Source organism: Bacteroidia bacterium (assembly GCA_016218155.1).
Taxonomy (GTDB): Bacteria; Bacteroidota; Bacteroidia; order Bacteroidales; family GWA2-32-17; genus GWA2-32-17.
Genome location: JACREQ010000046.1, coordinates 67,599 through 91,560 on the forward strand (window position 1 = coordinate 67,599; position 23,962 = coordinate 91,560).

Genomic DNA, 23,962 nt, shown 5'->3' on the forward strand with positions numbered 1-23,962 from the left:
GCAATTTTATTTCGGTTGTTGCATATTACGCATTGCATTTTTCAATTTGTTATTGCCGCCACTAAACATCTTCATCATTCTGCGTGTTTCGTCAAATTGTTTTATTAGTCGATTCACTTCCTGTATGTCTGTTCCACTTCCAGTTGCGATACGTTTACGACGACTACCATTAATAATAACCGGATTGCTTCGTTCTTCTGGAGTCATAGCACGAATAATTGCTTCAATGCTTTTAAATGCATTGTCGTCAATGTCAACATTTTTAAGTGCCTTGCCCATTCCCGGAATCATAGAAGCAAGTTCTTTAACGTTACCCATTTTTTTAATCTGCTGAATCTGAGAAAGGAAATCGTCGAAGCTAAATTGATTTTTAGCAATTTTCTTTTGTAGCTTTCTGGCTTCTTCTACGTCATATTGTTCTTGTGCGCGTTCTACCAAAGATACTATATCACCCATACCTAAAATACGGTCGGCCATACGTTCAGGATAGAAAACATCAAGTGCATCAATTTTTTCACCAGTTCCTACAAACTTTATAGGTTTATTTACAATTGATTTAATAGATAATGCAGCACCACCTCTTGTATCACCATCAAGTTTTGTTAAAACTACTCCATTAAAATCTAATCTTTCGTTAAATTCTTTGGCAGTATTAACAGCATCCTGACCAGTCATTGAGTCAACAACAAAAAGAATTTCTTCAGGTGAAACTGCTTGTTTAATTGCAGCAATTTCATTCATCATTTGCTCATCAATCGCCAAACGACCAGCTGTATCTATAATTACAGTATTAATGCCTTTTAGTTTTGCTTCTTTAATTGCATCCTGAGCAATTTTTACAGCATTCATATTTCCTTCCTGGCTATAAACAGGAACAGATATCTGTTCGCCAAGAACTTTTAATTGTTCGATAGCAGCAGGACGGTAAACGTCGCATGCAGCCAACAAAACAGTACGTCCTTTTTTTGTTGTTAAATAGTTAGCAAGCTTAGCAGAGAAAGTAGTTTTACCTGAACCTTGTAAACCCGACATTAAAATTACAGTAGGATTTCCTTTAATATTAATGTCAACACGTTGACCGCCCATTAATGAAGCAAGTTCGTCGTGTACAATTTTTATTAACATCTGTCCGGGTTTCACAGACTTTAATACATCCTGACCTAAAGCTTTTTCTTTAACAAGATCTGTAAAAGTCTTTGCAATTTTATAATTTACGTCGGCATCAAGTAAAGCTCTGCGAACCTCTTTAAGTGTTTCGGCTACGTTGATTTCTGTTATACGTCCTTCGCCCTTAAGTAATTTGAACGATTTTTCGAGTTTGTCTGCTAAATTTTCAAACATGAATATTTATTTTTTGGGTAGCAAAGTTAAAAAAAATGCACTAAAAATCAGCTTGAAATTTTTTCATTGATTTCAGCCAATAATATCGATAGTAAAATGTTTGCAATTAAGAATATTATGAAAAATGCTTTAGAGATTCTTTTCTTAAAGAATGAAGCTTGTTTAATCTAGTGAAAATTATAATTTAAAGAAACACCTACACTTGGAATAACTTCTCCATTTCTGTAAATTAATGTGCCACCCAGGTTTGGAGTAACAGTTAAATCTTTTAGAGGTTGCAAATGAATGTTAATGCCAAAGTTACATGAAAGTACAAAACTTGGATTGTCATAGAGATTAATTTCGGAACCAAGTGGGCTTATATAAGGTGAGATTTCAATATTTTCTTTTGGGTATGCATGGTAACTAACACCCTCAGGAATCATGAAAGATAAAAGAAGGGCATCGCTTGAACTTGCGAAAATTAAACCGAGTAAAGATGGATTTATATGAGCTGTAACTTCACCCTTGTCATTATAACCCATTCCATATCTGTAATTCAAGGCAACATGATGACTTAAAAAATACTCTCCGCAAAGTCCAAACATTGGAATTTGTTTATATCTGAAAGTATTTAACTGACCATAAACTCCTAATCTAAAATCACCTTTTTCCTGAGAAAATAAAATTAGCGAAGAAGAAATTAGGGTAATTATTAAAATTAGTTTTCGCATTTTTAATATTTAAGTACAAGTAATAACAAATAATATTCCTAAAATTAATAAAAAATTAGATAACAGAATTATAAATTATATAATAATTATTTGTAAATTTGTCGAATACAGCAGATTAACAATTTTATTAATTAATTTTCGTTAAATATTTAATTTTTTATTGTTTATCGGGCAACGAAAATAAGCTCTAATTTGTCTTACAATTAAAAAAGGTACTTAATGATACCTGAAAAAAAACTAGTAGAACTATGTCTCAAAAAAGATTCGAGTGCCTTGGATCAGCTTTACAACAGCTATTCCAGCAAGATGTACGGAGTTTGTTTGAGATATGCAAAAAATCGTGATGATGCTCAGGATTTACTTCACGATGGTTTTATTAAGGTTTATACAGGGTTGAATGAGTACAAGTTTGAAGGTTCTTTAGAAGGCTGGATAAGAAGAATTATGGTAAACACCGCAATTAACTTCTACAAACGTAAATCGGGGCATTATTTTTCTGAGATTGACGGTAATGAAGAAGTTTTTAACGGGTATGAAGAAAACATAATTGAGCAGATTTCTGCAGCAGAATTGCTTGGTTATATTAACGAAATGCCCGATGGTTACAGGATGGTGTTTAACATGTATGTGATTGAAGGATACCAACACAACGAAATTGCGGAAATACTCGGAATTTCTGATGGTACCTCAAAATCCCAGTTGATGAAGGCAAGAAAGTATCTTATGAAAAAAGTTAAAAAAGAGGCTTATGAAAACGTTTACGGAAAATAATTTTGATGAACTTTTCAAAGAAAAGTTTTCAAATTTTGGAGAAAATCCTCCCGAAAGTGTTTTGCAACGCATTAAAAATACTGCATCAAATTTACCGCAACAAGTTCCATTCTGGAAAAAGGGTGGCTTCTTTGCAGGTATTGGTGGTGCTATATTATTAATTTTTGGAGTTGTATTAATTAATTCGTTTAGTACAAACAATGAAAAGGTAGTGCTAAAAAATACTTTAGTAAATAATGTTATAACTGATAATATTACACCTGAAAATAATGTCAATGAAAATGTTGCTATTGAAAATGTAAATGTTATAAATAATAATAATGAAGTTAAGACTGAAGTTGAACAAGATTTTAATTCTGTAAAAGTTGAAAATAATGAGATAGTAGTTAATACTGATAAAATTGACAATAATATTAGTAAGAATCTTACAACTGAAGAAAAATCAACTAATAAAAATACTTTTACTGGAAACAACAATAATAATAACAATCAACAGCCAAACCTAAATTTTATTGTTAATGTTAGTATTAAGGCTGCTACATGTCGTAAAGCAAACGGAAAGGCAACTCTTGCATCAAATGATCAGACTGTGAAATTTTTCTGGACAGAATTTGATTCAAATTCTGCAATTGATTTTAAGGACAACCTCTTTTCTGGTACTTATAAAGTAAAAGCAGTAAATGCTAATGGAAATGAAAAATTATTTACCGTTAATATTCCTGATAGTGGTGTAATAAGAACACGTTTTACTCATTATGAAATGACACAAACTATCGGTGTGCCTGTTTACTTTACAAATAAGACTACTGTAGATGGAAATAATTTCGAACAGGTAGAAAGTATATATTTTAAATGGTATTTTGGTGATGGAAATACTTCAAATGAAGCAAATCCTGAATATTATTATAAATCTACTGGACCATTTGTTGTTGCATTAGTTGCCTATAATTCAGTTGGCTGTAAAGATAGTGTTTGTTCTTTCCCAATTAATATTGCAGGTTCAGATATTGATTTTCCAAATGTGTTTACTCCAAATGGTGATGGCGAAAGTGATGTGTTTAAGCCAATAGCTAAAGGAATAACTTCATTCCATTGTGTTATATATAACAGAAATGGAAATCAAGTATATGAATTTTCTGATCCTGAGCAAGGTTGGGATGGTAAAATAAATCATGGCTTACAAATGGCCACCCCCGGAACATATTATTATACTATTAAAGGAGTTGGTGTTGATGGAAAAATAATAAATCACAAACAATTCTTAGATGTAAGATATTAAATTAGGTGTTGATTTTTGGGATAGGCAAACAATTAAAAATGTTTGCCTATTTTTTATTTTCTTTTTCCTTAAAAGAACCAAGAATTTTATTAATAACCGGTAAATAAGTTTGCTTATTTGATTCGCTACACCAAACAGTAACTTCATAAAATTTCATTTTACCTTCAAAAATTCCTGAATAAAAACAAACATTCTGATTGCTGCTATCTCTATTATAAACCCCGCAAATAGTAAAAAATAAACTTTTATATCCATTAACAGTTGTGTCTTTAGGTGTATTAAGATTGCCACCTTCAAGGGTTTCGTCAAGAATATTATTTGCTACAAAATTATAGTAATCGTATATTGATGTGGTTTCAAAATTCTCAACTATAGAATCATCGTAAACCACAACAGATAATCCATTTAGATAATCGCTTGTGTCTTCAATTAAATTTAATACAGAACCTTCCTGAACTTCATTAGGCTGGATAAGGTTTGAGGGAACTAGAATCGAGAACTCATTATTTCCTGTTTCAAGAAAATTATCTGAATTTTCATTACAAGAGCAAATAATAAAAGCTGAAAATATAATTAAACAAAATGTTCTGATCATTACTTTATTTTAATTACTTTGATAGTAGAATTTTTATACTTTCCGGCAATATTAATATAATATAAGCCATTTAATAAATAATCAGTAGGGATATTTAAATAGTTGAATCCGTTTGTAATATTGAATGAATATTTTGCTGCGATATTACCTATTTGATTGTATATTGTTATATTATATTTGTCTTCATGTTCAGAAAGAATTTCTATCTCTGCATTATCGGAAATAGGGTTCTGAAATTTAATTGACTGTGGTTTATAGTTATTGTCATTTATGCTAATAGCAGCAGTCTGGTTGATCTTAATTTTTAATGTTACAGGTAAGTGATCAGACATATTAGCCAGTGCTGATACAACATTTGATGGCACGGAATAATTGGCCGGACTATTAATGCTTTGATTAAATCTGTTGCCATCTTGTCCCACAGCTGTGTATGAATTTTGTACATATTGCACTTTTGCAATGTTATTCATTATATAAAATGAAGCTAGAATAAAATCAAATCTGTCATCCATTCCGCCAGAGGCTTTACATGTATTATTTACGTCTGTATTTGTGCTTTGTGTGTGATATAGCTTATATGCAGAGTTATTATACCATGTACCTATTTTATTTACCGGGTCGTAAAACCTTATATTTGAATTAGTATAATTAATTAGATTTTGAAAACTAGTTTCAGTTGCCGATTGAACATTAAAATCTCCCATAACTGTAACATTACCCATATTATTGCTGTTTATGGCATTAAGATAATTCATTAAAGTAAGAGTTTCGGCAGCTCTATCAGTTTGATCAGCTGACGTTGATCCTGCTTTAAGATGCATCTGGATACAAGTAAAAAAAACAGTGTCAAATAAAGTTGATAAATCAGGACTGTTATAGTGAAATTTATAAATCATTATATCTCTTACTCCTGTTGGTAAGTAATTTTGCGAGTATAATGTTACCTTTCTTGAGTCGTAGTATATTGTACTCACAATTGTTGAAGAATTTGAATTAACATAATTTGCTTTTCTATACCAGGTAACCCCGTTACGATTAAAAACGCTGTCAAGCAGGCGTTGGGCAGTTGAGTTTCCCGAACCCAATTCATTTACCCCAAATATGTCGGGTTTAACGTAGGAGAATATATTTCTTAAATATCCGTCTTTTGAGTTTACGTTGTTATTTGTTAAAGTGCAATAAGATGTAAGCTCATCGTAATTTAATAAATTGTAGGTCATTATTTTTAATGTGTCCTGAGCATTAAGAGTCAAGCTACAAAAAATCGTAAATAAAGTGATGATGTTTTTCAAAATGTTATATTTTTTATTTTCTTACAAAGTGATTCATTGATACAGGTATTTCAAAAGAAAATTCAATCATTCCCATAACTTTTCCATTTTCATTCCATGGGGCCTGGTAAATCATTTTTTTAATTCCGTTTTTTTCAATTGTATATGCATTGGTAGTGTTATTTGATAGCATTTCGGCTATTTTACTGTTTGAAACTTGATTGTGATAATCTTTAAGATTAGTTCCAATTAAAGCTTCGCCTCCGTAATTCTCAAATACTTTAGCAGATTTTTTATTCATATATAGAATCTTGCCATCTTTGTCGCTAACAGTAATTGCAACCGGTAGTTCAGATAAAAATAAGTCAGTCATATAATAGTTTTTATTAATGCAAAGTTATTGCTATTTATAATTTTTTTAACATTAAGTTATTTAATTTTTTAAATCGGTAATTGCTAAACTATCCAAAAGAATTACTTTTACTCCTTAATAGTAAATAATTACATCTGAAAAAATTATTAATAATATTAGTGTTATTTGCTGCAAACCATAATCTTGTATGTGGCATTAATGATACTTTAATTATTAATAAAATTAATAAGCTGCTTAAAGAGTCGCGTTCAAACCTTGGTGTAAATAATGAAAAGGTTTATAAATTATCAGGTGAAGCATTGGCATTGTCCCGCCAGAATAAACTTAAAGATTTAGAAGCTTCGTCGTTAAATATCTTTGGTTATTACTATTTGTATATAAGTGAATTTGATGAAGCTATAAAATATTTTGAAAGATCGCTATTGATTTATCAAACTTTAAAAGATACTTCAGGCATAGCAAATGAGCATTTTATGATAGGACAAGGACATTTTTATAAAGGAAATTATAAAAATGCAATGACTCATTACGAATTTGCTTATAATCTCGCAAAAATCAAATCGGATAGTTCTCAACAGGTAAGCTTACTTTTTGAGATTGGTTATGTAAATTATTCTCAGGGAAACTTAAAGGTTGCATTATCATTTTTTCAGGAGGGATTAACAGTTGCAGAAAAGATTCCAGATGGTGAGTCGAAATCAAATTCACTATACAATAGTATTGGAGATATTTATTTTGAGTGGGGTGATTACATAAAAGCAAAAGAATATTTTAATAAAGCTTTATTGGTAAGTAGAAAAATAAAAAGTGTTCAAGGCGAGGCGTATGCAATTAATAATATTGGAAATGTTTATTTAAAGTTGATGCAGTTTGATCTTGCTTTAGAGAATTATAATGAATCAAAAAAAATATTTCAGGAAAGTGGCTATAAGCAAGGTGTTGCAATTACTCTTAATAATATTGGGATGACCTATGAGGAAAGTGGTGATAATATTAAAGCGATTAGGTTTTATGAAGAGTCAATCAGAATAAAAAAGGATATTGGCGATCAGGTCGGAGTTTCAAAAACTTATGGAGTAATTGCCGATTTACTTATTAAAGAAGGTGAATATAATCAGGCAATTTCAAGAATAGAAAAAAGTCAACAAATTGCAATAGCAATTCATCTTCAAACACAAATAAAAGATAATTACCGCACATTGTCAAAAGCATTTAAAAAGCTTGGAGATAATGAAAAGGCGCTATATTATTACGAAAAATTCTTTGCTTTAAACGATTCGCTTTTTAACGAGGAGACACAAAAACAATTTGCAGAAATGCAGACCCGTTTTGAGACAAACCAAAAGCAAAAGGAGATTGAATTACTCCACAAAGAAAAGACATTAAAGAATATTGAATTAAGTCAGAAAAATGAAATACTTACTAAACAAAAGACAATAATTTTATCAGTTGTATTTGTTTTAATTCTAGTAATTATTTTTTCATTTGTTATTTATCGGCAATTCAGACAAAAGAAAATTGCAAATGAAATACTGAAACAGCAAAAGGAGGAAATTTCGGCACAACGTGATGAGATTTCAACGCAGCGAGACCAGATTGAAATACATCGCGATGAAATAAGCGTTATAAATAAAGATTTAACTGCAAGTATAAGATATGCATTAAGAATTCAACAGGCGTTATTACCGGATGAGGTTACAATTAACAAAATGTTTGGTGAACATTTTCTTATTTATTTGCCAAAAGATATTGTTAGTGGTGATTTTTATTGGACAAGTTCAAGATTGGAAACTGATGGTAGTACAACTATAATTATTGCCTGCGCTGATTGTACTGGACATGGTGTGCCAGGTGCATTTATGAGCATTGTTGCAATGAATTTACTGGAAAAAGCTGTGCATTCAGAAAAATTATTACATCCTTCTGAAGTGTTAAATTATATAACAAATGGTATTCATAAACTTCTGCGCCATTCTAATTCAAATTCTGATTTAAAAGACGGGATGGATATTGCACTGTGCAGCTTAAATCGTAATAATGGAAAACTTGAATATGCAGGAGCAAGAAATCCATTAGTGTATATTTCGGGAGGAAAGCTTTTTGAACTAAAAGGTAATAAGCATTTTATTGGCGATGCAATAGGGGTAAATAATTTTAAAGGATATACAAATCATCATGTAAATCTTAATAAAGATGATATTATTTATATGTTTACCGATGGTTATGCTGATCAGTTTGATGGAATAAATAGAAAAAAATACATGAATTCGCGATTAAAGGAATTACTTCATAAGAACAGCCATAAATCAATGGAAATTCAAGGTGAAATTATTCTTCGTACTCATTTTGAATGGAAACAAAATCAACCGCAGGTTGATGATATTTTGGTGTTGGGTATTAAAGTATAATGTTATTTTTTTAATTCTTCAGGTAATCTGCCTAAAGTTTTTCTAACCCAGTAATGAAATTTATGTCCACCCGAGCCGAATGCCATCATCGGACAAATACCATAAACATATTCTATCTTATTATCTTTGCAAAACTTAATAGATTCAGGAGTAGCCGAGCCTTTGCCCGAGCCTTTCTGCATCCATACCCTTTTAATATTAGTGTTTTTTACTGAATAAACAATTTCATCTGTGAGATTTTGGTTGGTGGCAATTATAATTGAATCAACTTCAGATGGAAGGTCATTTACTTTATTATAACATTTTACACCATCAATTTCATTTGTGTTAGGGTTGATAGGATAAATATTATAGCCTTTCTTTGATAACTCTGTAAGAAGTATATTTCCAATGTTAGTTTTTTTAGTTCTTGAGATACCAGCAATTGCAATATTTTTTGAATTTTTAAAATTATTAATAGTATTTTGCATATCTAATTATAATTTGTTATTTCTTTAATTTCTTAATAAGTGTGAATAATTTCTCAGAATCAATTGGCTTAGAAATATAACCGTCACTACCAGCATTAATACTTTTTTGCTTGTCGGACTCAAAGGCAAAAGCAGTCTGAATTATTACCGGAATATCAGGATTAAATTCTTTTATCTGTTTCATCGCATCATAGCCGTTAATTTCAGGTAGCTGAACATCCATAAGGATGATGTCAATATGAGGATTATGTTTTACTATATCTATAGCGTCTTTCCCATTATTTGTTTCAATTAGGTTAATATTGAAAGGCTCAAAAAGTTCTTTTAGATAAGTAAGGTTGGTTAGGTCATCTTCAACAATTAAGATAGTATAGTTATTGAAATTAGAGTTCTTGATATTTATTGATATTTCTTCTGGATTTTCATTTGAAGAAATTTTGTATGGCATCGAAAAATAGAATGTAGTTCCTTTGTCAGTTGAGGAATCAAGCCATATCTTTCCACCTAATAATTCGGCACATGCTTTTGAAATTGCCAATCCGAGTCCAGCACCACCATATAATTTTTCGATATTTCCTGCACCTTGAATAAATCTTTCAAAAACCATATGTTTTTTTTCTTCCTGAATTCCAATACCAGTATCTTTTACATGAAAAAGAAGTTCATTGTTTTTTAAAGTATAACCAAACTCAATAGATCCGGTTTCTGTAAATTTTGTTGCGTTGCTTAATAAATTGGTTAATATTTGTCTTAATCTGGTTTCATCGGTAAAAATAAATGCATTATTATCTGTAAGGCAAGTTGTAGATTTTAGTTGTATTTGTGTTTTGCACTTTGTGATTAATTGAGAATGATATATCGAATAAAGTTCTTTAATTAGTTTGTTAATATTAATTTTAGATTCATGAATTATCATTTGTTTTGCATCAATTTTTGAAATATCAATAATGTCATTTATAAGATTTAATAAATGGCTGCCACTTGTATTTATTATTTCAATATATTTTACTCTTTGTTCTGAAGTTATATTCTCTTTTTTGAGAAGTTTTGCAAAACCAATAATGCCATTCATTGGTGTTCTTATTTCGTGGCTCATATTAGCAAGAAATGCAGATTTTAGTTTCTCATTTTCTTCTGCTTTTTCTTTAGCTTTTATAAGTTCTTCTTCCATTTGTTTGCGTTCGGAGAAATCACGAAAAAATGATTGATAAGTTTTATCGGGCATCATTTTCGTATTCATTTCAATTGGAAGTAGAGTTCCGTCTTTTCTGGTTAATCTTCTTTCTGTTCTAACAATTTGCCCTTGTGTTAACAGGTCATACCTTAGTGGCTTTAAACTTGCTTCTTCTGCAGTGAAAAGTTGTTTCATGTTCATTTTAAGCAATTCATCTTTTGAGTAGCCTGTCATTTCGCATGCACGTGGATTTACTCCAATAAAATTACCAGTTGGATCGCCATGAAAAATTGCATCTACTGCATTTTCTACAAGCTGAAAATATTGTTCCTGAGTTCTTTTTAATTCATCCTTAGCTTTTTTTTGTTCAGTAATATCTCTGGCAACAGAGATGATAACTTTTTTACCAAAAAAATTGCCAGAAGTGCAATTTACTTCTTTTGGGAAAATGCTCCCATCATTTTTTAGTCCCCAAAACTCGAATGATTGTGGTTCACCATTAAAAGCTTTTATTAAAGCTTCAGAAACTTTTTTCAAATCATTTTTTCCGGGAGCTGATACAAATTCTGGTGTTTTTCCAATAAAAAAATCTTTAGAATAACCATACATTTTTTCGGCAGTTTTATTTACTTCTAAAAATGTTCCGGTTTCATCTAGAATATATACAGCTTCAGAAATACTATCTAAAATTCCCTGATAAGTTTTATGGGAAATAAGTATTTGTTCTTCGGCTTTTTTTCTCTCAGTTATATCTCTTCCTGAAGAAAGGAAGCCAATAATTTTACCGTTATTAAGAATTGGGGATGAATTAATTTCAAAAGTATGCCTTTCTCTTTTATAATTTAATAAGTCAATTTCAAATAATCTTCTGTCAAGAAAGCCTTCAATTCTTTCAGTTATATTTTTTTTAATTGTTTCATGACTTTCAATAGGAATAAATTCTAATAAATTATGTTCCTTATAATTTTCAATATTAATTCCTGTAAATTCAATCCCGGCTTTGTTTATATATGTTAATTTCCCATCAAATCCATAGCTTATTATTATGTCTTTTGAAGTTTCGGAAAGCAATCTGAATTTTTCTTCACTGAGTTTTAATTCATTAATAGATAGTTCTTTGCACATGGGTAGCTGAGGCTGTTGTAAAATGTTAAATATTATTCCGAATGAAGCATAGTAAATTAAACTTTGCAAAGTTAATAATTATTTAATTTATCCTCCATAAGTATAACTGTTAATTATAGATGAGTTATTTTCTAATTAATTATATTTGTAAAATGAATATATGTATCTTAACTGTAGATAATAATAATTTAAGCTCTTCGATTAGTAAATACGAGCCTGTTGCAAACCCTTTGCCTTATTTAAATGAGCATAATTGTGAACAGCATTTTATTTCTTTTGATAAAAGTATTGAACAGCTAAAAACACTTTTAAATAAACAATTTGATGTTTTTTTGAATTTATGTGATGGTGCAAATGGGGAAAATAGACCGGGTTTAGAAATTGTTCGCGAACTTGAGAAAGCGAAAGTTGCATTTACAGGTGCAAACTCTAGTTGTTACGAGCCTTCAAGATTAGAAATGAAAAATGCCTGCATAAGAGCAGGCATAAATATTCCTAAGGGTATTATTGTTAACGACATTAGCAAAATGAATTATTTACTAAATGAATTAAGTTTTCCAATGATTGTTAAACATTTTAATAGTTATAATAGTATTGGAATGACAAAAGATTCTGTGGTAAATAACAAAGAAGAATTAGAGTTACAAATAAATAAAATAGTTGGATTATTTGGTAGTGCTATGGTTGAAGAATATATTTCAGGATATGAATTTACTGCACTTGTTGTGGAAAATCCTTTATTTGGAAATAATCCAATTGTTTTTAATCCTATGCAAATAATTTTTCCAAAGGGTGAATCATTTAAGCATTTTGATTTGAAATGGAAAAGTCATATTTCAATGAAGTATACTCCTGTTTTAAATGAAAAAGTTTCTGCAGATATAAAAAAAATGTCTTTAAATATGTTTAAAACATTGCAGTGTACCGGATATGCACGTTGTGATATAAGAATGAATGCTATGGGAGAGTTGTATATGCTGGAGATTAATCCTAACTGTAGTATTTATTTCCCAAAGGAAGATCCTTCAAGTGCTGATGAAATATTATTTGCCGAAGAAAAAGGTCATGCTATATTTACCGACTTAATTTTAAAAAGTGCTTTCAACCGTCGTCAACTAAGTTGATATCATAACAAATATCACTTAAATCAAAGTTATTATATTTGTATTTCTTGAATAATAATAAATGAAAAAATTCTATATTGAAACTTATGGCTGTCAGATGAATGTTTCTGATAGTGAAATTGTAGCATCAATACTCAAAAGTTCTGATTATATTCACACTGAAAATGCAGAAGAAGCTGATGTAATTCTTGTAAATACTTGTAGTATCCGCGAAAATGCAGAACAAAGAGTACATGGCAGGTTGAATGTGTTCAGGCTTTTAAAGAAAAAATCGCCACATATTGTTGTGGGCGTTCTTGGTTGTATGGCTGAAAGGCTAAAAGAAGATCTTTTAGAAAATGAAAAAGTTGTTGATATAGTTGTAGGTCCTGATAGTTATCGCGATTTGCCAAAGCTGTTAGAAAACGCTGAAACAGGTCAGAAAGCTGTAAATGTATATCTTTCTCAGGAGGAAACTTATGCAGATATTTCGCCTGTAAGATATGATAGTAATGGTGTGTCGGCTTTTGTTTCGATTATGCGTGGGTGTCAGAATATGTGCTCGTATTGTATTGTGCCTTATGTTAGAGGTGTTGAACGAAGCAGAAAGCCTGATACGATTATTAATGAAGTTGGCGATTTGATAAAAAAAGGATATAAGGAAGTAACTTTAATTGGGCAGAATGTTGACTCTTTTAATTATTCTGATGAATCTGATGTTGACACATCATTTTCGAATTTACTTGAAATTGTTGCTGTAACTTACCCGAAAATTAGAATTCGGTTTAGCACTAACCATCCTAAAGATTTAAGTGATAGTGTTCTTGAAGTAATGGCAAAGTACGATAATATTTGTAAAAGTATTCATTTGCCTGTACAGTCTGGAAGTACAAATACATTAACAAGAATGAACAGAGGTTATAGCAGAGACTGGTACCTTGATAGAATTAATTCAATAAAAAGAATAGTTCTTGATTGTGCAATTTCAACTGATATAATGGTTGGATTTTGTGGAGAAACAGAAGAAGATCACAAAGAAACATTATCATTAATGGAATTGATTTGTTATGATTTTGCTTTTATGTTTAAATATTCTGAACGTCCAGGTACATATGCTTCAAAAAATATGAAAGATGATGTGCCTGAAGAAATTAAAGTGCGAAGGTTAAATGATGTAATTGAATTACAAAGAAAACTGAGTAAGGATTCAAAACAAATTGACGTTGGTAAAAAGTATGAAGTGTTAATTGAAGGATTTTCAAAAAAATCTAAAGAAGAATTGGTAGGCAGAAATTCACAGAACAAAGTAATTGTTTTTCCATCAAAAACTAATCAGCCTGGTGAATTTGTTATGGTAGAGGTGATTAAGTGCACTTCAGGAACATTAATTGGTAAACTGATTTAAAAGTTTAAATACTATGTCAAAACTTGTAAATGACTTTAGGGAATATCGTAAGCGTATGAACGATAAAATTCTTGCTTCGGATAATAAGGTGATAAAACGTATTTACAGTGTAGATACTCTTGCTTATCAGGAAGGTGTTTTATCTTCTAAAACAAAAGAAATGCTTGGTTTGGTAAGCTCTTTAGTTCTTAGATGTGATGATTGTGTAAAATATCATTTAGAAAAATGTTACGAATTAAAAGTTACTACTGAAGAACTTTTTGAAATATTGTCTGTTGCAAACCTGGTTGGTGGTACAATAGTTATTCCTCATACAAGAAGAGCAGTTGAATATTGGGAAGAATTAAGCTGTTAATGTTTATAAGTTTTTTTATTGAGATTTAATTTATTAGTTTGTAATGTATTGTAATTAAGGTTAGTAGATTTAATTAGAGGCCTTAATTAAAAAAATGGTGTAATAATAAAGTATATATAATAATATAGAGAATTTAAAAATTAATTACCATATTAGTAACACCAATAAATTTTATTTTTATTTACCTAAAGCTATTATAATGAGAACATTTAAAAACTTAATTCTGATTTTATTGTGCTTCTTTTCAAGTAATTTTGTTTTAGTTGCACAAACTGTTGATGCAAATGCAGTTGATGGACGCATTTATGTCAAATTTAAAAACGATGCTCCCATGAATTTTTCAATTAAAATGGGAAAAGTATTAGTTGATAATGTTAATTTCTTAAGAGGCTTGAAAGATGAGTTTCAGATTACTTCAATGAGAAATACATTCTGGCAAACTACTGATCCAAGTCTTCATCGGATTTTTATGATTGAGTTTGCTAATAAAACAGAAGTAAATGAATTAATTAAAGCCATAGAGCAGAATCCTGAAATTGAGTATGCTGAGAAAGCACCTTATTATCGTATAAGTTTTACTCCGAATGATGCAAATTATGCTACAGTTGGTAACCGTTGGCATTTGGATAAAATAAATGCAACAACTGCTTGGGATGTAACACATGGAAGTGCAACAATAAAAATAGCTGTTATTGATAATGCTATAAATACTACTCATCCTGATTTAGTGAATAAAGTAGTATCGTCAATAGATTTAGCTGATGGTGATGCAAATACAGCTCCTCCTGCAACATCAACTATATGGTCACACGGAACACACACCTCGGGTTTGGTAGGTGCTCAAACAAATAACTCAACAGGTACAGCTTCAATCGGATTTGATTGTAGCATTATTGCAATTAAAGCAGGTAAGGATGCAGATGGTGGACAAGGTGTATCTTCCATGTATGAAGGAATCACATGGGCAGCAGATAACGGTGCAGATATTTTAAGTATGTCTTTTGGTGGTCCTGGTTTTTTTGCAACTATGCAAATGATTGTTGATTATGCATACAATAAAGGCTGTGTGCTTGTTGCAGCAGCAGGTAATAATGGAGCTGGTGATGAGGATCCTAACAATGTGAATTATATAGGATATCCAGCAGCTTGTAATCATGTTATTTCAGTAGGCGCAACAAATGGTAATGATAAAGCTGCTTCATTCTCTGAATTCGGTACATGGATAGATGTTATGGCTCCTGGTGGCTACCAGAATGATGGTGGACTTATGGATATGATATTAAATAACTCAGTTTATAGCACAACTTCTCCTAATACTTATGGTAAAATGCAGGGAACTTCAATGGCATGTCCTATTGCAGCCGGACTTTGTGGTTTAATGTTATCTGTTGATCCTACATTAACTCCTGATAAAGTAGAACAATATTTAAAAGCAACATGTACTAACATTGAATCACTTCAGGATGCAGCTCATCAGGGAATGGTTGGTGCCGGTAGAATAAATGCATTTGCAGCCGTAACAATGGTGCAGGATAGCATATCTCCTGTAGTTGCTAACTTTACTTGTAGTGGTAATTTTATTAATGCAGGTGGGTTTGCAAATTTTACAGATTTATCAGTTGGTACAATTACTGGATGGTCCTGGTCTTTCCCGGGATCTAATACATTAACATCAACAGTTCAGAACCCACAAAATATTCAATATAATACTCCCGGTCAATATACAGTAACACTAACAGTAACTGATGGTACAAATAGTAGCACTGAAATAAAAACTGCATTTATTACAGTTCAACAACCTGCAAATAGTGCATGGATAGAGCAAGCTAGTGGTTTTGCACAATTGTACAGAGGTGCATATAATATTAGTATAGTGAGTGATTCAATAGCCTGGTCTACTGCCATTGATGGTACAACTGGTGCTGCAGTTAAGGAATATACAAGAACAACAAATGCTGGCACAACATGGACTCCAGGAACTATTAATGTAACAGGATCTTTTGCTCCTTCAAATATTGTTGCAATGACTGATCAGAAAGCATGGGTTGGAATGTATCCAACAACAGGTGCTGGTGGTAAAGTGTATATTACAACAGATGGTGGAACAACATGGACAGGACAAGGAACAACTGCAATGTTTTCAAATTCGGCTAGCTTTTTAAATATTGCCCATTTTTATAACGAGTTGGAAGGATATTGCATGGGTGATCCAGTTAGCAATGTATTTGAAATTTATACAACAAGTGATGGAGGTCTTACATGGACAGCTGTTCCATCTGCAAATATTCCTGTTGCTTTATCTGGAGAAATGGGTTGGACTGGTGTTTACGATGCATTTGGAAATGTGTCATGGTTTGGAACTAATAAAGGAAGAATATTTAAATCAACTGACAAAGGTTTAACATGGACAGTTCTTACTCCGGGATTAACAGATGTTCAGAAAATTACTTTTAATAATGAGAATAATGGAATTGCACAGCAAATTGTTTATAATACAAGTACCGGTGCAATAACAACTCTTACAATGAAAGTTACAAATGATGGAGGTGCAACCTGGAATACAGTAACACCAGGTGTTGGAATGGGTAAAAGTGATATTTGTGCAGTACCTAATCTTCCTGGTAAATATTATTCTGTAGGAACTGATGGAGGAGCAAGTAGTGCAGCAAATTATAATAGCTCTTATAGTTTAGATTATGGCACAACATGGACAGTCGTAGATACAGCTGTTCAATATATTTCTGTAGAATTTATGGATGATTATACAGGCTGGGCAGGAGGATTTAGTCAGAATGCTACTACAAGTGGAATTTTTAAATGGGATACTAATGTTTCTGTTCCTAAAAATGATAATGATGTCGAATCAACATTATTATATCCAAATCCTTCAAATGGTAATATCTCAATTAATTTTGGAAACTTACAGGGAAAAATAAGTATTGTAGTATATGATATTTTTGGAAAGGAAATCAGTTCTGCAAATACTGATATTAACTTAGGTCAGATTTTAAATTTTGATTTTTCGAATTTTGCTAAAGGAATATATATAGCAAAGATTAATTCTAAGAATGAACAAGCTGTTCATAAGTTTGTAATTGAGTAATATGTATGATTTTGATAAAAAAGTTGGTGTTATTTAACCAACTTTTTTATCAAAATTTTGATTAATAATTTGCTTTGTAAGTTAAATTGAAATATTTTTGATAAAATATTAATAAAAGTTTGAAATGAAAAGAATTACACTTACACTAATAGTTAGCATATTTGCATTATACACTATTGATGCGCAGCAGATTACGCCACAGGTAATAGCTTCTTCAGGTGGTTATACTCAAAATGGAGGTTATTCAGTTAGCTGGACATTAGGCGAACCAGTAATTGCTACAGCTACTAATAGCGGAACTACATTAACTCAGGGTTTTCAACAACCGAGTTATGATGTGGTTGCAATAACAACACAAACTATTCAGGATTTTGATGTAAATGTTTTCCCAAATCCTGCAACAGACTATATCGTAATTGACTGGACAACAGATAAAGATAATACGCTTTATATTACTTTATTCGATTTAGCTGGTAAAAAGATTTCTGAGCAAACTTGTGAATCTTCTCAAGATAAGATTTCTGTAAATATGTCGCAATTGGCTTCTTCTAATTATCTTTTAGAAGTAAGAGACAAAAACTATCAGTACACCAAGATTTTCCGTATCGCTAAAAAATAATTTATTCCTTTTTTATGAAAAAAGTATTTCTTGCAATAATAGCAGGACTGCTATTTTATTGCTCAAACGCTCAATCACCATTATCTTTCCAATATCAAGCAGTAGTTAGAAATGCTAGTGGTAATGCAATAGTTTCGCAATCAGTTAATTTTAGGTTGAGTATAATATCTGGTTCTGTTTCGGGGACTGTTGAATATGTTGAAACTCACTTAGCAACAACAAATACAGTTGGTGTTGTAAATCTTGCGGTAGGGAATGGTTTGCCTGTTACAGGAATATTTGCTTCAATTAACTGGTCAACATTGCCACACTTTATTAAAGTAGAAGCTGATCCAACTGGAGGTACAAATTATTTAGATATGGGTACTACACAATTATTAAGTGTTCCATATGCGTTGTATTCTGAAACATCAGGAAATGCAGGTGATACTGTCTGGTCAAAATCTGGAAATAATATTCATAATAATAATTCAGGTAATGTTGGAGTTGGAGTAAATAACCCTAATGGTAGAATGGTAGTTCAGGGTAGTTCTTCTGCTTTAGCTACAGATCCATTATTCGAAGTAAAGAATTCAGCAGGTCAAACGGTATTTGTTGTTTATCAGGATAGTGTAAATGTGTTTGTAAACGATGATGCAATTCAGTCAAATCGTGGAGGTTTTGCAGTTAGTGGTAGAAATAGTTCTAAATCAATTACTCACAATTATCTTAAGGTAACTCCTGATAAAACAAGAATATATTTAAATGAAGATGCTGCAAGAGATGGCTTTGCAGTTATGGGTATTAATTCAGGTGGATTAAAGGACTATTTAAATGTAAGTGTTGATACAAACGAAATAATAAATCCAAGTCAGCCAAGAATTTTATGGTATCCAACCAAAGAAGCATTTCTTACTGGCAGAGTTCTAGTTGAAAATAAGGATAGTGTTGGCTTAAATTCTTTTGCTTCAGGTTTCGAATCAAAAGCAATTGGAAATTGGTCGCAGGCATTAGGATTTAAATCCCGTGCGAGAGGGGCATTTTCAACTGCAATAGGTCGTTTTGCAAATGCAGGTTATGCAAATTCATTTGCTTTTGGAAAGTATGCAACTGCTAATAATTTTAATGCATATGCAATGGGCGATTCTGCTTTAGCTAATGGATCTGCATCATTCTCTTTTGGAACAGGTTCTCAGGCATTAGGAGATGGTAGTTTTGCTATCGGATCGTGGAGAAGAGATTTAAGTGGGCAGGTTTTTAATTATCCTACTGTTGCTTCTGGAAACAGTGCCTTTGCTATTGGTATGGGATCTACTGCAATTGGTAACGGATCTTTTGCTATTGGTACAAATGATTCTACCACTTATTTAGGAGCATTTGCTATAGGTTATGATAATACAAGTTCAGGACAGCAAAGCTTTAGTGTTGGAAGTTATAATCATTCAAGGGAGCTTCTATCATTTTCAATTGGTGCTTGGAATAACTCAACTAATATTGCAAGTTTTGCAATTGGCACTGAAAATTCAGTTACAGGAATTCATGCAACTGCTGTTGGTGATTTAAACAATGCTTCCGGTACTGAATCAATGGCTATTGGTCAATTTAATAGTTCTACGGGAGATCATGCGTTTTCAACTGGATACTATACTACTGCTCAGGCAGCGTATTCATTGGTGTTTGGAAGGTATAATGAAATTTCTGGAGATTTATCAAATTGGATTTCTACTGACCCTCTTTTTGTATTAGGAAATGGTTCTAATTCTGTTGCTCGTTCAAATGCAGTTACGGTTCTTAAAAACGGTAATGTTGGAATTGGAATATCTGTACCAGTTTATCAATTACAACTTGCTATGAATTCTGCAGCTAAGCCAGGATCTGCTACATGGACAATAACTTCAGATATTCGTTTGAAAGATGTTAAAGGTAGTTATAACAAAGGACTAAATGAAATTTGTAAACTAAACCCAATTATTTATAGGTATAAAAAAGATAATCTTTTTAAAATTAAAGAGACTGAAATAGATTTTTATGGATTTAGTGCGCAAGATGTTCAAAAAGTTTTTCCTGAAGCGGTGTCTGAAAAAGACGGTTATCTTAATCTGGATATTCATTCTATCATAATAGCACAGGTAAATGCAATAAAAGAATTGAAAGTTATGATAGATAAATTATCAAAAGATAATGCAGAACTAAAATCAGAAATAAATAATTTAAAGATTTTAAAACAATAAAACTTATTTTTTTTTCAAGTTGTTAAATTATTAAGTGTAATATATTCAAAAAGATTTTGTTTCATTTTGACGAATAGCTTGACTCTGATTTTTTTATTTTATATTTTTGAAGATTATATATAATCTATCTTAAACTATGAAAAAGATCACTTTGTTATTTGTCAGTTTTTTAATCACATATGCGACATTTGCTCAAGCTCCAAAAACTTTTCAATATCAGGCAGTAGTTCGCGATGTAAGTGGAAATGCATTGCAGTCGCAGTCTGTAAATTTTCAATTAAGTATAATTTCAGGTTCTGTTTCGGGAACCGTTGAGTATGTTGAAACTCATAATACTGTAACGAATCAATTTGGAATAGTTACTCTTTCTGTTGGTTTAGGTACTCCTGTAACAGGTGTCTTTGCATCAATAAATTGGGGTGGTAACTTACATTTTATTAAAGTTGAAGCAGATCCAACTGGTGGTACAAGCTATATTGATATGGGTACTACACAATTATTAAGCATACCTTATGCGCTTTATGCTGAGACAGCCGGTAATGCAGGTCAAACTTATACTGCCGGAAATGGTATAGATATTACAGGCAATGTTGTTGCAAATACAGCTCCTGATCAAATAGTTGTCCTAAATTCAGGTTCAGGTGCAAGCATTACAGGTGTATATCCTAATTTTACTGTAACAAATACTCAACCTGATCAGATTCTGAATTTATCAGGTTCAGGTTCTACTTCAGTTACTGGAACGTATCCGAATTTTACGATTTCAAGTACTGACAATAATACTACATATACTGCTGGTTCCGGATTGAATTTAATAGGTACAACTTTCTCAAATACAGCACCAGATCAGACAATAACATTAGGTAGTGGAACAGGGATAGGGGTTACAGGAGCATACCCGTCTTTTACTGTTACAAATTCAAGCCCAAATGCAACTCATACCGGAGATGTTACAGGTTCTGGTGCTTTAACTATTGCGAACAATGCAGTAACAACATCCAAAATTGCAGATGGAAATGTGACTGCTGCAAAACTTAACAATATGTCAGCAACAAGTGGTCAGGTGTTAAAGTATAATGGGACTAGCTGGGCTCCTGCTACTGATAATAATACTGCTTATTCTGCAGGAACAGGTATAAATGTAACTGGTACAACCATATCAAACACTGCTCCCGATCAGACTGTCTCTTTAACTCAGGGTGGAGCTACAACTATTACTGGAACTTATCCAAATTTTACAATCTCAAGTACTGATAATAATACTACATATACAGCAGGTACCGGATTGGGATTGACTGGTACAGTCTTTAGTTCGACACAAACTTTGGCACAGACCTTAACAAATGGTAATAGTGCTGGAACAAGTAGTATTTTAATGAACAATCAAAGTATAACAGGCGCAAATATTATTGGATTGGGTACTAATAATGCTAATTACTTTGATTTATTTTGGGGGCATATTCGTGATTATGCAGGAAGTCATGGTGTTGCTGGACAAGTTCTTACTGTAAGGGGAACTAGCCCAAATACATTTGTGTATTGGGAAAATCCATTAATATCTTCAGTTGGAAGTGGATTAAGTTTAAGCGGAAATACTTTAAATAGTGTATGGAGTGTAAACGGTAACCATATTTATAATAATAATACAGGTAATGTTGGAGTTGGAATAAATAACCCAGTAGGTAAAATGGTAGTAAAAGGTGATGCATCTGCACTACCAACGGATCCTTTATTTGAAGTTAAGAATGCTGCAGGTCAGACTGTTTTTGTTGTTTATCCTGATAGTGTCCATATTTACGTAAAAGATACCGGTGCAAAATCAAATAAAGGAGGTTTTGCTGTAAGTGGTAGAAATAATTCAAAAGCTCTAACTCATGATTTTCTTTATGTTGATCCAGATTATACAAGAGTATATACCGGAGATACTTTAGCTGGCTTTGGTGTTCAAAATATTGGAACAACATCTGATAATAGTTATATGCAAATGACCCCAAAAAATTATTTTATTGGCCATGATGCTGGAAATAGTACTACTACTGGAAAATATAATTCATTTATTGGTTATCAAAGTGGTTTTGCCAATATTGCAGGGAGTTATAATGTTTTTCTTGGGTATAATACAGGTTATAATAACACAGCAAGTAATAACTTATTTCTGGGTTATGAAACTGGTAAAAATAATACTATAGGTACATTTAATTCATTCATTGGACATCAGTCGGGTTTTTCTAATATTGATGGAAATCAAAATACAGCCAATGGATATATGACATTAAACCATAATACTACAGGTGATTATAATACAGCAATGGGGTCTTATGCATTATACAATAATACAATAGGAAATGATAATACTGCAGTTGGTAATATGGTGTTATTTGCAAATACAACAGGAATTGATAATATCGCAATTGGTTCAAGTTCATTACAAAATAACATAACAGGTAGCCAGAATACAGCTGTTGGGGCTGCAGTATTAAGATTAGGGACTGCTTCAAGTAATAATTCTGCACTTGGATATTTAACAGGTTATAATTCTTCAGGGTCTAATAATACTTTTATGGGATATCGTACTGGATATAATACATCTGGCTCTAATAATGCTTTTATGGGTTATGATGCTGGATTTAATTCTACCGGAAGTAATAATGTTTTCGTTGGATTTGGTGCAGGTTATAGCACATCAGCATCTTATGATGCATTTATTGGGTATCAAGCAGGTTATAGCAATACATCTGGTTCTCAAAATACTGCAATTGGTTATCAGGCTTTATATGATAATACTATTGCCAGTTTTACAACTGCTGTTGGTTCATATGCTTTAGCAAACAATACTACCGGTAATGATAATACAGCAATTGGTAACCTTGCACTTTATTCAAATGTTACTGGTAGTGGTAATATTGCTACTGGTTCAAGTGCTTTACAGAATAATACAGGAAGTAATAATACAGCAAACGGTGCTGCAGCATTAAGAAGTAATACAACAGGTATTAATAATACTGCATTAGGTTATGCTGCATTTTATAATGGAAATTATAATAATTCAACAGCTTTGGGTGCAAATACAGTTATAAATCAGAGTAATAAAGTAAGAATTGGTGATGCTTCAACTACAGTAATCGAAGGTCAGGTAGCATATACATGGCCATCAGACGGAAGATTTAAAAATAATGTTACCGAGGAAGTAAAAGGACTTGATTTTATTACTAAACTAAGACCAATTGTTTACAATTTCGATACTCGTAAATTTGATGCTTTTTTAATGAAAGATATGAGTGATAGCTTAAGGGAAGATTTAATGAGTAAAAAAGATTATACTTCATCATCAAGTGTTCGACAAACAGGTTTTATTGCTCAGGAAATTGAAGTTGCTGCCAAAGAATGTGGTTATAATTTTAATGGATTACATATACCTGAAAATGATAATGATAATTATAGTGTAGCATATTCATTATTTACAGTTCCTTTAGTTAAAGCAGTGCAAGAATTAAATGCAAAAAATCAGGAGCTTATGCAAATAAATAATGACCTTCAAAAGAGAATAGAAGCTCTTGAAAAGATTGTTTTGAATAAATAATTGCCTTTTAAAAAATATATAGGTATTTGAATAATACTTAGTTTTATTTGCTTTAAAATTTATAATA

17 protein-coding genes are annotated in these 23,962 nt (G+C 31.6%); 10 read left to right on the plus strand and 7 right to left on the minus strand.

Translation table 11 applies throughout. The features are described from left to right. Positions 1-6 precede the first annotated feature (6 nt). Both ffh and HY951_08580 read right to left on the minus strand, forming a co-directional pair. Entirely contained in the window at positions 7-1,341 is a 1,335-nt protein-coding gene (gene ffh, locus HY951_08575) for a signal recognition particle protein (GenBank protein ID MBI5540099.1), read from the minus strand. A gap of 167 nt (positions 1,342-1,508) precedes the next feature. Continuing rightward, positions 1,509-2,054 (minus strand): hypothetical protein, encoded by a 546-nt coding sequence (locus HY951_08580; protein ID MBI5540100.1) that lies wholly within the window; start codon positions 2,052-2,054, stop codon positions 1,509-1,511. Between the two features lie 273 nt (positions 2,055-2,327). On the opposite strand from HY951_08580, the gene HY951_08585 reads away from it, so the two are divergent. Together HY951_08585 and HY951_08590 are read left to right on the plus strand one after the other, a co-directional pair. After that, positions 2,328-2,825, plus strand: coding sequence for a sigma-70 family RNA polymerase sigma factor (locus HY951_08585; GenBank protein ID MBI5540101.1), 498 nt, complete (start codon positions 2,328-2,330; stop codon positions 2,823-2,825). Next, the gene (locus tag HY951_08590) at positions 2,803-4,104 is read left to right on the plus strand and encodes a gliding motility-associated C-terminal domain-containing protein (GenBank protein ID MBI5540102.1); all 1,302 of its coding nucleotides are present in this window, start codon (positions 2,803-2,805) and stop codon (positions 4,102-4,104) included. The genes HY951_08585 and HY951_08590 overlap by 23 nt, the downstream gene beginning before the upstream one ends. 46 nt (positions 4,105-4,150) lie before the next feature. Here the strand turns inward: HY951_08590 and HY951_08595 are convergent, their stop codons facing one another. From HY951_08595 to HY951_08605, 3 genes are read right to left on the minus strand one after another with little or no spacing between them, the layout of a single operon-like run. Next, entirely contained in the window at positions 4,151-4,699 is a 549-nt protein-coding gene (locus tag HY951_08595; protein MBI5540103.1) for a hypothetical protein, read from the minus strand. Continuing rightward, positions 4,699-5,991, minus strand: coding sequence for a T9SS type A sorting domain-containing protein (locus tag HY951_08600; protein MBI5540104.1), 1,293 nt, complete (start codon positions 5,989-5,991; stop codon positions 4,699-4,701). The genes HY951_08595 and HY951_08600 overlap by 1 nt, the downstream gene beginning before the upstream one ends. Positions 5,992-6,004: 13 nt before the next feature. Then, positions 6,005-6,343: a PAS domain-containing protein gene (locus HY951_08605; protein ID MBI5540105.1), complete on the minus strand. Its 339-nt coding sequence runs from the start codon at positions 6,341-6,343 to the stop codon at positions 6,005-6,007. Between the two features lie 158 nt (positions 6,344-6,501). On the opposite strand from HY951_08605, the gene HY951_08610 reads away from it, so the two are divergent. Then, positions 6,502-8,751 (plus strand): tetratricopeptide repeat protein, encoded by a 2,250-nt coding sequence (locus HY951_08610; protein ID MBI5540106.1) that lies wholly within the window; start codon positions 6,502-6,504, stop codon positions 8,749-8,751. A gap of 2 nt (positions 8,752-8,753) precedes the next feature. Here the strand turns inward: HY951_08610 and HY951_08615 are convergent, their stop codons facing one another. After that, a complete protein-coding gene (locus HY951_08615; protein ID MBI5540107.1) occupies positions 8,754-9,221 on the minus strand; it encodes a CoA-binding protein in 468 nt (155 codons plus the stop codon). A 16-nt stretch (positions 9,222-9,237) separates the two neighbouring features. Beyond that, positions 9,238-11,589, minus strand: a complete 2,352-nt coding sequence (locus tag HY951_08620; protein ID MBI5540108.1) for a PAS domain S-box protein — start codon at positions 11,587-11,589, stop codon at positions 9,238-9,240. Positions 11,590-11,672: 83 nt separating this feature from the next. Between HY951_08620 and HY951_08625 the strand changes: the two genes are divergently transcribed. The 7 genes from HY951_08625 (at position 11,673) to HY951_08655 (ending at position 23,895) form a co-directional block, all read left to right on the plus strand. Continuing rightward, positions 11,673-12,644, plus strand: a complete 972-nt coding sequence (locus HY951_08625; protein MBI5540109.1) for an ATP-grasp domain-containing protein — start codon at positions 11,673-11,675, stop codon at positions 12,642-12,644. Between the two features lie 61 nt (positions 12,645-12,705). Next, entirely contained in the window at positions 12,706-14,028 is a 1,323-nt protein-coding gene (miaB, locus tag HY951_08630) for a tRNA (N6-isopentenyl adenosine(37)-C2)-methylthiotransferase MiaB (GenBank protein MBI5540110.1), read from the plus strand. A gap of 13 nt (positions 14,029-14,041) precedes the next feature. After that, positions 14,042-14,383 carry a carboxymuconolactone decarboxylase family protein gene (locus HY951_08635; protein MBI5540111.1) on the plus strand — a complete coding sequence of 114 codons (342 nt, stop codon included), beginning with the start codon at positions 14,042-14,044 and terminating at the stop codon, positions 14,381-14,383. A 199-nt stretch (positions 14,384-14,582) separates the two neighbouring features. Beyond that, the gene (locus HY951_08640; protein MBI5540112.1) at positions 14,583-17,486 is read left to right on the plus strand and encodes a S8 family serine peptidase; all 2,904 of its coding nucleotides are present in this window, start codon (positions 14,583-14,585) and stop codon (positions 17,484-17,486) included. Between the two features lie 124 nt (positions 17,487-17,610). Then, positions 17,611-18,105, plus strand: a complete 495-nt coding sequence (locus HY951_08645; GenBank protein ID MBI5540113.1) for a T9SS type A sorting domain-containing protein — start codon at positions 17,611-17,613, stop codon at positions 18,103-18,105. Positions 18,106-18,119: 14 nt separating this feature from the next. Continuing rightward, a complete protein-coding gene (locus tag HY951_08650) occupies positions 18,120-20,315 on the plus strand; it encodes a tail fiber domain-containing protein (protein ID MBI5540114.1) in 2,196 nt (731 codons plus the stop codon). Positions 20,316-20,451: 136 nt separating this feature from the next. Beyond that, complete coding sequence (locus HY951_08655; protein MBI5540115.1) at positions 20,452-23,895, plus strand: tail fiber domain-containing protein; 3,444 nt, start codon at positions 20,452-20,454, stop codon at positions 23,893-23,895. The last annotated feature ends 67 nt before the right edge of the window (positions 23,896-23,962 follow it).

Bases quoted from the DNA above. Each gene is read 5' to 3' on its own strand.
- ffh (MBI5540099.1), bottom strand. From the start codon at position 1,341: ATGTTTGAAAATTTAGCAGACAAACTCGAAAAATCGTTCAAATTACTT.
- HY951_08580 (MBI5540100.1), bottom strand. From the start codon at position 2,054: ATGCGAAAACTAATTTTAATAATTACCCTAATTTCTTCTTCGCTAATT.
- HY951_08590 (MBI5540102.1), top strand. From the start codon at position 2,803: ATGAAAACGTTTACGGAAAATAATTTTGATGAACTTTTCAAAGAAAAG.
- HY951_08595 (MBI5540103.1), bottom strand. From the start codon at position 4,699: ATGATCAGAACATTTTGTTTAATTATATTTTCAGCTTTTATTATTTGC.
- HY951_08605 (MBI5540105.1), bottom strand. From the start codon at position 6,343: ATGACTGACTTATTTTTATCTGAACTACCGGTTGCAATTACTGTTAGC.
- HY951_08615 (MBI5540107.1), bottom strand. From the start codon at position 9,221: ATGCAAAATACTATTAATAATTTTAAAAATTCAAAAAATATTGCAATT.
- HY951_08625 (MBI5540109.1), top strand. From the start codon at position 11,673: ATGAATATATGTATCTTAACTGTAGATAATAATAATTTAAGCTCTTCG.
- miaB (MBI5540110.1), top strand. From the start codon at position 12,706: ATGAAAAAATTCTATATTGAAACTTATGGCTGTCAGATGAATGTTTCT.
- HY951_08635 (MBI5540111.1), top strand. From the start codon at position 14,042: ATGTCAAAACTTGTAAATGACTTTAGGGAATATCGTAAGCGTATGAAC.
- HY951_08640 (MBI5540112.1), top strand. From the start codon at position 14,583: ATGAGAACATTTAAAAACTTAATTCTGATTTTATTGTGCTTCTTTTCA.
- HY951_08645 (MBI5540113.1), top strand. From the start codon at position 17,611: ATGAAAAGAATTACACTTACACTAATAGTTAGCATATTTGCATTATAC.
- HY951_08650 (MBI5540114.1), top strand. From the start codon at position 18,120: ATGAAAAAAGTATTTCTTGCAATAATAGCAGGACTGCTATTTTATTGC.
- HY951_08655 (MBI5540115.1), top strand. From the start codon at position 20,452: ATGAAAAAGATCACTTTGTTATTTGTCAGTTTTTTAATCACATATGCG.